This is a genomic window from Brevibacillus soli, from assembly GCF_044759095.2.
Taxonomy (GTDB): Bacteria; Bacillota; Bacilli; order Brevibacillales; family Brevibacillaceae; genus JBIYSM02.
This window is the reverse complement of sequence record NZ_JBIYSM020000074.1, coordinates 1-9,676: the sequence shown is the minus strand read 5'-3', so window position 1 is coordinate 9,676 and position 9,676 is coordinate 1. Positions and strand designations below refer to the sequence as shown.

Genomic DNA, 9,676 nt, shown 5'->3' with positions numbered 1-9,676 from the left:
TTTTATGCGTTCCGGAAAGTTTATTTCAGGGCGCTTTCACACGGTGAAGCCCTTAAACTTTCCTACACGATAAAAAAGACAACGTCTCATGAATGGAGACGTTGCCCGGTCAAAAGGCTTGATGAACCCAGCGATTCAGCCGCATCAGCCGGTCGATGTCTTTTTCGAAGCGTTTGACGGCGTACAGCTCACTCCAGTCCCGTTTCTTGCAATAATAGATTTCAATATCGCGCATCACTCTTTCCGGATAGGAAAGAAAGGCAGCCAGCAGGTTGATCTCTTCGGGACGAAGCGGGAATATTGCGGTGTAGCGGCGAAACAGGTGGGAGGCCCCTGCCTCTTCCCCTGCCAGTTGGAAATAGGTGCGGTAAAACATCGTTAGATCGCGTACGGGCGTATCGAACAGCGCTCGGTCGAAGTTTAACAAGCGTCCCCGACCGGAATTGTCCAGCGCGATGTGTGCGGGATGCGGGTAGCCGTGGATAATGGACAGACGAAAATGCGCATAGGTACGATGCCGTTCCCGCCATTCACAAAGCAAGCGAATGGCTGTTTTTGCTGTTTCCATAACAAATGCCTGATTGGCCAGGAACACAACGTCAAACGGGGAGGGGTAGGTTCGGCACCGGACGGTCTCTGCACTTTCCTCCGTCAGCTTTAGCCAGTATTCCCAGCGCTTGAGCAGTGAGTCAATCAGCGGTTCCACCTGTCTGGGATCGTCAAATCGGTAGTTCTGCGTCAAATGATGCAGTTCGGCCAACCGGTCCACTGCGGGACCGGCCCAAGATAACGGCTGCGCAGAGATGTCAACGACTCCCGGCTGCCATTGGGTGAGATAGAAAACGGTCTTTCCTTGCTGAATGTATGGTTCGTCGTACTTGGTATAATAGAAAGGGACAGCCCCTTCCCAGCCGCGATGCTGCAGGTGTCTAAGAACCCCGCTGATATGAAGCAGCCGATTGGGGGAAGCGGCCGTTCGCTTGCAGACAAAAGAACCGTAAGGCGTCATTGCCTTATAGACATTGGGTTCCTTTACCACCTCGATGGTTTGGGCAAACATGTCATACTCTCGAAACAACGGATAAATCTCATCAAATCGGCTCATAAGCTGCTCCACTCCTTGCGTGCTCCGCCCGGTGGGCAACATGCCGCAGGAGGCAGTCGACAAGCTGCTGACGGGCAATGGCTTGCTCAATTTCCTCTGTCGACCCTTCTCCCTGCTCGTTCATCAATGAGAAATAACGCTCCAGGCTCTTCCACAACTCCTCCGGGTAAGCCATAAATGCGAGTATCAACGTGTAATCCCCGTAGTGGAGAGGTTTTAGTTCTTCATATCCATCGAGAAAGGCTGTGACCAGGTCCATATTCTCCTGGTGCAGGAACAACTCACGCAAATAGCAGGCTACGTCCCGCTGTTGAACGGAGAGAGCCGGTCGGTAAAACCCGTGAAGAAACAGCTTGTCGTCTACCAATCCCCAGTTGTCCCGGTGAAGCGAACGATGTGAAACAGCCAATTGCTCGGGGTCTACCCACCTGCTGGACAAAAGCTGGGCGCTTCGTTCCATTCGCTCCAACAACGGGGCAAACAATCCTGCTGTTTTCTGGTCGCAGTCGCCGAAATCTTCAACCATTGCACGTGCCCGTTTCGCTTCCGAAGCTGCGTTGAGCTGTTCTTGCTTGAGAAAGTCAACCCCCTGGAAAAGGGAGTTGGCCTGCTGGGCCAGATGCATTCTGGCGACGACTCGGCCGCTTTGTTTTGCATTCTCGGCGGTTGGCGCGTAAGGATCCTTTTGACGTAAGTGATCGGTCAGGGTGAAGCCCCTCTTTCCAAACACCAGGAACGGCTTCGCGTCCCGTGTGCGAATGAAGCGTTCCACCTCGCGAAAGCCTTGCCGTACCATCTGTTCCCGCCAGGCAAACGACCAGCGCATAATGTCAACACGGGGCCAGAGACGCAACTCTTTGGGGCCCCGGTTGGTTTCAAGCAAGTAGCAGTCATCCAGAGGCGTGATTTGAATCACCCGTGCCTTGTAGCGCTGCAACACCTCGGAAAGGTCGATTCTCTCACGTGCCACGGTCCCCGCTCCTTACTGTGGAATATAGAGAATTTGTCCCTCGACGATGCGGTCGGATGTCAGTTTGTTGACTTCGACGATTTTGGACACCGGAAGAGAATATCGCATCGAGATGGATTCAAGCGTCTCGTCTCGTTGTATGATGCACAGCTTCAATCTGCTGTAACGCTCTTCCTTGTTGCGAACGAACGAAGTGAGGTTGTGCATCGCTTCCAGCATGCTGCTGTCGACTTGCTGCCTCGCTGGCATACGGGAGGCGCTGGAGGACGATTCCGTGCTCTCGGCTGCCAGGTTTTCCTGCGCCCGTCTTGCCTGCGTGAAGATGGAGGTCAGATTGAGTGAGCCGCTCTCCTGCTTTGAGGGTTTGCTGCTGATCGCCACCCTCATCTCTTTTTCTTCCGCTGCCTGTTCTTCTATTTCTTCCGCTTCCTGCACCGACGTCTCCACTGCATCTGCTTCTGCCGCAACGGTTTCCTCCGCTGGCTCGGCGTCAGCATTCTGTTGCTCCGTTTCCTGGTTTTGCGCCTCTAATGGCTGGTCCTGCTGCGCCACTTCCTCTTCCTTTGCCGCGACTTCGGTCACCTGGTTCGATTCCCATACGGCTTCGATCTGATCCTCTTCGGGTTGTGCGGCGTTTTCCGCAGTCGAATCCTGATCGGACGACACGTCCCCAAAGTGCTGGGAGGATCCCTCTGACGTCTGCTGGTGGAAAGTCTGTGCATACTCCGGCGGCTCAAGACCGATCACATATGGTTGAATGTATGGCAGGGGCAGTTCCCGTGTACTCTCTTGTTGAAAGACCTCCTGCTGCGAGACTTCCTGACGGGCGATTTCCTGCTCCAACTCTGCCAGTTTTCGCTCGATGTCGTCCAGCGTCGCCGGCCGAACGACAGACTCATCCTGTTCGCTCGCCACATGAACAAACTCCCACTCCTCCGCCTCCGCTGCTTCTGCCTGTTGTTGCTGTTCCGTAAGCACGATTCCTGCGATCTTCAGCTCGGCCTCAATTACCAGCTGATTGGGGCCCTCCAGTTGGTAGTCAAAGCTGTCGACAATCGCGTAGATCTCTTCAATGTCGGCGACGCGATTGGAAGGGATGGTAATGTTGAGCGGGATGCGGTGGGCCAGCTGTGCATCAGAGCCGTACAGTCCGGTATCATTTCGCTCAAACCGTAGCGGGGTAAATTTCATTGCCGAAACCAGGGTATCCGCTCCACCTTCGGCATCCTCCGAGGTGCTCCTGACCGGCTCGTACTTCCCGTGAAGCTGCAGGCATCCGGTGATGGATATTTCCGTCGGATTTTCGATAATCTCGACGTCCGGGACCAGCTCCAGCTCTTTCAGTTCGCCAATCCCTGTTTTATCCGATGAGAGGAAAATGGTTTCCTTGATTTGAAACGAGAGTAACCCATCCTGTAACGCCACGTGTGCTCCTCCTTTCAAGTACAAGACATTTCCCTATACTATATGGACAGAAAGCCGGATTTAGACCAAAAAACAGCAAAGAAGGACGCCTCCTGAAGGCGTCCTCAGACTGAAGACAAAGTAACGTGTGGTAAAGTAACGGGCAGTCCTTCCAGCCTCGCTCCGTTCTCCGCCCCGCAAAGAAGAAAAAATGGTCGCTTGCGACGATCCCGGGGGGCAGCGTAAAAGCCGCCTGGCTACGTAGTTTTTCAAGGTTACGCTGCTATTCCCCCGGTCCACGTCGCTCGCTGGGTGGGGCTGCGCAAGTCGCTTCGGCTTGGAAGAAACTGCCCTATCCACCTCCATACAGGTTTGTCTAAAAGCTCAAGGACGCCTCTTGAAGGCGTCCTCGTTTTCTACTCAGCTATTTGTTTGTGACGAACCGCAGGACATCGCGAACCGCTTTTTTCCCCTGGTCAATGCAGTCAGGCAGACCGACACCGGCATAGGAAGCTCCGGCGAGCAGAACCCCTGGCAGCTGTGTTTCCACTTTTTCCGTAACCGTTCGCAGCCATTGTTGATGACCGACGACGTATGGAATTGACCTCTGTATCCGATTTACAATGTAGAACTCGGGAGTATCGCCCACCTGCATGATGCGCTGCAAGTCTTTCACCGCAACGCGTACGATCTCTTCGTCGGATTGTTCGATGATCGCCTGATCGTTCTCCCGCCCGACAAAACAGCGCAACAGCGCTTTTCCCTTCGGGGTGGTATGAGGCCACTTACGGTGTGTCCAGGTGCATGCCGTAATCGTATAGTCACTCTTGCGAGGCACCACAAAGCCCGTCCCTTCCAGATGAAGTTTCACCTGCTCCGCCGGGTAGGCCATGGCAACCGTGGCAACCGTGGTCGGTGTGGTCCCCGCAAGCGGCGGGATGTCTACGTACGGTTGGAGCATCTTCTGCGCATCCGCATGTGGAACAGTCAGGATGATGGCATTTGTCTGCAAGACCTGACCGTTGCTGAGGTGCAGCCCGTATCCGGCCGCGTTCTTATCAATCCGCTCCACCATCGTCTTCTTGAGAAGCGATGAAGCGGGAAGCAGACTCTCGACACGCTCCACCAACGACTGCAAACCGCCTTTCAGTGTCTGGAACATGCCCTTTTTCTTTTCCTGCCTGTCAGACTCGGGCCTGGTGCTTTTCATCGCCAGAATCAGGCTCCGGTACTTCTGCTCCAAACGGGCAAATTCCGGAAAAGTAGAGAGAAGACTCATCTGGTCGATATTCCCCCCATACACTCCGGACAACAGCGGTTCTATCAGATGATCGATCACTTCGTCACCGAGGCGGCGGCGGAAGAAATGCCCAACTGATTCGTCCTCCCCGTGATTTCCTGCCGGCATCACCAGATCGGCGGCCGCTCTCAATTTTCCCAGCGGAGAGATCAACGAGGTGGTGACAAACGGCATCAGCCTGGTGGGAATGCCCATTACCGCTCCTTCCGGAATCGGCATCAGCCGATTCTTGTGCAGGATGTACGCTTGTCCCGTGTTGTTGCGAACGAGGTCATCCTGCAGGCCGACGTCTTGAACCAGTTGGGCGGCGCTGGCTTTTCGCTCCAAAAACGAATCGGGGCCAAGCTCAATGACAAAACCGTCGTGCTTCCACGTCTGGATCTTCCCTCCGAGGCGGTCGCTCGCCTCGATCAGGGTAAAATCGATCGGCAGCTTGCGTTCATCCCGTTCCCGCATCAGATAGTAGGCTGCAGTCAAGCCAGTAATGCCGCCTCCGATGATGGAAATGTGGTATCGTTTATCACTCATGGTCACTCAGATCCCAGCTTCGCCCATTGAGCCGCGACAACGTCAGCCAGGCAGGCGATAAACTCCGGCTTGGCGTTCGGCATTTCCGGGCGGTAGTAGTGTGCGCCCACTTCGTCCGTCACTGCTTTGCATTCGATGTCGTTGTCGTAAAGGACTTCAAGATGCTCCGCGACAAAACCGACCGGGCAGTAAATGAAGGAGGTGTATCCTTTCTCCTGATACAGTTCACGCGTGAGATCCTGCACGTCGGGTCCGATCCACGGCTCCGGCGTATTGCCGGCACTCTGCCAGCCGACCGCGTAGTGCTTGATTCCGGCTTCGTTGGCAATCAGCTCGGCTGTCTCCTGCAACTCCCGCGGGTACGGATCTCCCATTTGCAAAATCTTCTCCGGCAGGCTGTGGGCAGAAAAGATGACGACGGCCTTTTCGCGATCCTGCTCGGACATGTTGGCTAACGTCTTCTGCAGCTGCTTCACCCAGTAATCAATGAAGGAGGGTTCACGGAACCACCTGTCGACCGAGTGGATAACCGGACCCCCGAGCCGCTCCGCTTGCTGTTTGGCGCGCTCGTTGTACACCTTCACGCTGTAGGTGGAGTAATGCGGTGCCAGCACAAGGCTGATTGCTTTTTCTATGCCGTCCCGATGCATGGCTTCTACCGCCTCTTCAATAAACGGCGTAATGTGCTTCAGTCCCAGATACGCTTTCCACTCCACCTCGGGAAAACGCTTGTTCATTTCCCGTTCCAGCCCGCGCACCTGTTCGTCAGTGATTTGGGCGAAGGAGGTGATGCCTCCTACCGCTTCATAGCGTTTTTTCAAATCCTCCAAGAGGTCCTCCGGCGGCTTCCGCCCCCGCCGGATGTGAGTGTAATAAGGTTCGATATCCTCGGGGGTGCGCGGTGTTCCGTACGCCATCAAGAGCAGCCCCATCTTTTTCTTCGACATGAAGAACGCACCTCGATCTAAGCGTTTTTCTTGAAGCTGTGTATGAATTGCGTCAGTCTTTGAAGCGTCTCAACCTTGGCATCCGGGAAAATACCGTGCCCCAGGTTGAAGATGTAGCCTGGCTGCTCCGTTCCCTGTTCCAATATCTCTTTCGCTTTTGCCTCGAGCATTTCCCACGGCGCGAGCAGCAGAGTCGGGTCCAGGTTGCCCTGCAGCGCTTTGGTGACGCCCAGCTCCCTTGCCTTTTTGATTGTCATCCGCCAATCAAGACCGACGACGTCTACAGGCAGTTGGTTCCACTCAAGCAGCAGGTGTCCTGCCCCGACGCCGAAGTAGATGGTGGGCACGCCCGTCTCTTTCAGCGCACTGAAGATACGGTGCATGACAGGTGCAATATAGGTTCGGTAATCTTCATCGTTCAACGCGCCAACCCAGGAGTCGAACACTTGAACAGCTTGTGCCCCGGCCTCGATTTGCGCTTTCAGGTAGGTGATGGTCATGTCGCCCAGTTTATCCATAAGGGCCTGCCATGCTTCCGGCTCCGTGTACATGAATGCCTTCGTCTTGTGGTAGTGCTTGGACGGACCGCCTTCAATCATGTAGCTGGCCAGCGTAAACGGCGCGCCGGCAAATCCGATCAACGGCACATTCAGCTGTTGGCGCAGAATCTTGATTGCTTCCATGATGTACGGCACGTGGGAAAGCGGATCCAGTTCACCCAGGCGATTTACATCCGCAAGGGAACGGATCGGGTTGGAGATGACCGGACCGATGCCTGATTCGATATTGACGTCCACCCCGATCGGCTGCAGCGGTGTCATGATGTCGGCGAACAGGATGGCGGCATCAACGCCCAGCTGTTCAACGGGCAGGCGAGTGACTTCCGCGCACACTTCCGGTATGTAATTCATTTCAAAAAAGCTGTGCTTGGCACGGATGGCGCGGTATTCCGGCTGGTACCGGCCAGCCTGGCGCATGTACCACACTGGCACATGCTCAGTCGCCTCCTTGCGGCAAGCTTTCAAAAACGTATCGTTAAACGGTTTCGCGTTCATCCAGATGCTCCTTTTTTTGCGTTTTCTGCCTGTCACTATGATAACATTGGCGAAATCGATAGAATCGATTTTTTTGTGTCAAAATGGTTTCAGCACAAACCCAGATGCAAACTCTTTTAACAAGTGTTGCCAAAATGTCTCTATTGGATGCTTATATCTCCCGTCGAGGAGCGCGCTATGACACGGGGACCGCCGGATCCGAGGGTTGCCAGGATCCTGTGCTCCTCTTTCTCCCGGTATTGGAGATCCGTCCAATCAACCGTAACCTCACCCGCACTCGACGTGAGGTCAAGTTGTGCGGCAGGCGGCGTTTTCCTGGCGCGGATCGAAATGTCGCCTGTCGACGTTTCGATCGTGACGTCCTGGGTCAGCTCTGTCCATTCCAGCATTTCCACGCTTCCTGTCTCACTGTCAAGCGCTGCGTTTCCTTGGATCTCTCTCAGCTTCAGATCACCCGTGCTGGAAGATACCGTTATTTGCTTTCCCTTGAAACCTTCCACACTCACGTCACCTGTCGCGGTTTCGATGTCGCATCCGGATGACTCCACTTGAGAGGTATGAATGTCTCCCGTGCTCGTGTAAATCGCAATCCGCTCATACTGTTTGGACGGAACGGTCACTTGCAGCTGCAGGTGCATCTGCGGTCCGAAGGAAAAGCCGAAGAATTCCGGTTCTTCTACGGAAATGCGCAGGGTGCTTCCTGTCATTTGCGTATCCAGTTTCAACTGATTCCTGGCTTTTTCGTTTATCTCGCCAACCAGGCGTACCGTGACCTCAGACAAGTTGCTGTACGTAAAGGCAATGTCTGCTGTAGCGGTGTTCAACACCAGAGCATTCACCGGCTCCTGAACGGTTCGAAAATCGTCAATCGTCGCCATTACGGGAGAAAACGATTGATTTTTTTGAAAATAATAGACAAGACCAAGCGATCCGATAAGAAAAGAAATAAAGGCGAGTCGAAACACGTATTTTAACATGGCGTCCATGCTATTTCCCCCTGATCATTCTCAAGTTAAAGTTGAGATAGCGCAAAAATTGCCGGTACAGCCATTTGGTCAAGGCGATCATCCCGATCCCCATCATCACCCCAAGACCGCCTGATGCCAGACTGGCGGACACGAAAAACAGGGTCTCGTCTGCATTGCCGGGAACCCCGTAGCTGATAAACAGCCCGACCGGGGAGAGAATCAGCGCAACAGATGCGGCATACAATCCAAGGAGGATGCCGATCAATCCAAAAAAGGGCCCCAGTACAAACAGCAGATTGAAAAAACCGAGACTGACAGTAGCGAACAGCGCTCTCGTGACGTTCTTGATGGAAGTGTCGGACTGCGCCTGATGTATGTGGTATCCGGCAATGATTTCCTTGGCGATCATTTTCGGGCTGCCAAGCGCTTCCGCAATCTCATGTTCGCTCTTCCCTTTATCCATGCCGATCAAGAAATGCTCGGTATAGTCGGCCAAAATGTCTAGCCGCTCCTTGTCGGGAAGGCCGTTCAACAGCTCATCCAATTCCCGGATAAATTCAACTCTCGTCATACCCCAATCCCTCCTGAATCATTTGGTTGACCCCGTCGGTAAACAACTTCCACTCCAGCACCAGGTCATTCATGTACTCTCTTCCTCTGGGGGTTAGATGGTAGTACTTCCGCGGCGGCCCCTCCTGCGACTCCACTACATACGTGGTAAAGTAGCCCTCCAAAGTTAGGCGGCGAAGCAATGGATAGACGGTGCCTTCCGCGATGAGAAACTTTTCCGAGATGTTTTGGACCAGTTCGTATCCGTATTTGTCCTTGTGCGCGGTCAGGACAAGCACACACAGCTCCAATACGCCTTTTTTAAATTGAACATTCAATGTCGATCACCCATGGTACATATTACCAATAGGTACTATACAATGCAAGGTACTTAATAAAGTTTTATAAAAGGACGATATGTCCCGCTTAAAAAAAGCTTCGATTGAAGCCCTCTCGAAGAAGCTGGTTCTTCGTTAGAGGAAACTTTTTATGCGTTCCGGAAAGTTTATTTCATAACGCTTTCACACGGTGAAGCCCTTAAACTTTCCTACACGATAAAAAAAGCTTCGATTGAAGCCCTCTCGAAGAAGCTGGTTCTTCGTTAGAGGAAACTTTTTATGCGTTCCGGAAAGTTTATTTCATAACGCTTTCACACGGTGGGCCCTTAAACTTTCCTACACGATAAGAAAACCCACCCGGCATTAGCTAGTTACTCCTGAAAAAATCGTTTTTTGGCAGAAGCATCTCATTGTGGTGAATCTCAGGGGGCTACCGTGTAACTGTATCCGTTAATCGTTGCTTATTTGGCCATTTGGGCTGCTCTTCTGAGGTTATGAGCCCAGATTCCGAA

The 9,676-nt window shown here is 53.4% G+C and carries 9 protein-coding genes; all 9 read right to left on the bottom strand.

Annotated elements, in window-relative coordinates:
- Window positions 1–109: 109 nt before the first annotated feature.
- Complete coding sequence (locus ACE99V_RS19625; protein ID WP_400492897.1) at window positions 110–1,105, bottom strand: phosphotransferase; 996 nt, start codon at window positions 1,103–1,105, stop codon at window positions 110–112.
- Complete coding sequence (locus tag ACE99V_RS19620; RefSeq protein WP_400492896.1) at window positions 1,092–2,075, bottom strand: phosphotransferase; 984 nt, start codon at window positions 2,073–2,075, stop codon at window positions 1,092–1,094. Before ACE99V_RS19620 ends, ACE99V_RS19625 begins: the two co-directional genes overlap by 14 nt.
- Before the next feature lie 12 nt (window positions 2,076–2,087).
- Window positions 2,088–3,500 (bottom strand): LysM peptidoglycan-binding domain-containing protein, encoded by a 1,413-nt coding sequence (locus ACE99V_RS19615; protein WP_400492895.1) that lies wholly within the window; start codon window positions 3,498–3,500, stop codon window positions 2,088–2,090.
- Between the two features lie 403 nt (window positions 3,501–3,903).
- On the bottom strand, window positions 3,904–5,307 hold the full coding sequence (gene hemY / locus ACE99V_RS19610; protein ID WP_400492894.1) for a protoporphyrinogen oxidase: 1,404 nt from the start codon (window positions 5,305–5,307) through the stop codon (window positions 3,904–3,906).
- 2 nt (window positions 5,308–5,309) lie between these two features.
- Window positions 5,310–6,254, bottom strand: coding sequence for a ferrochelatase (hemH, locus tag ACE99V_RS19605; RefSeq protein WP_400492893.1), 945 nt, complete (start codon window positions 6,252–6,254; stop codon window positions 5,310–5,312).
- A gap of 17 nt (window positions 6,255–6,271) precedes the next feature.
- On the bottom strand, window positions 6,272–7,309 hold the full coding sequence (hemE, locus tag ACE99V_RS19600; protein ID WP_400492892.1) for a uroporphyrinogen decarboxylase: 1,038 nt from the start codon (window positions 7,307–7,309) through the stop codon (window positions 6,272–6,274).
- Window positions 7,310–7,449: 140 nt separating this feature from the next.
- Window positions 7,450–8,295 (bottom strand): DUF4097 family beta strand repeat-containing protein, encoded by an 846-nt coding sequence (locus ACE99V_RS19595; protein ID WP_400492891.1) that lies wholly within the window; start codon window positions 8,293–8,295, stop codon window positions 7,450–7,452.
- Window position 8,296: 1 nt separating this feature from the next.
- Window positions 8,297–8,848, bottom strand: a complete 552-nt coding sequence (locus ACE99V_RS19590) for a DUF1700 domain-containing protein (RefSeq protein ID WP_400492890.1) — start codon at window positions 8,846–8,848, stop codon at window positions 8,297–8,299.
- Window positions 8,835–9,164: a PadR family transcriptional regulator gene (locus tag ACE99V_RS19585; RefSeq protein ID WP_400492889.1), complete on the bottom strand. Its 330-nt coding sequence runs from the start codon at window positions 9,162–9,164 to the stop codon at window positions 8,835–8,837. Before ACE99V_RS19585 ends, ACE99V_RS19590 begins: the two co-directional genes overlap by 14 nt.
- Between the last annotated feature and the right edge of the window lie 512 nt (window positions 9,165–9,676).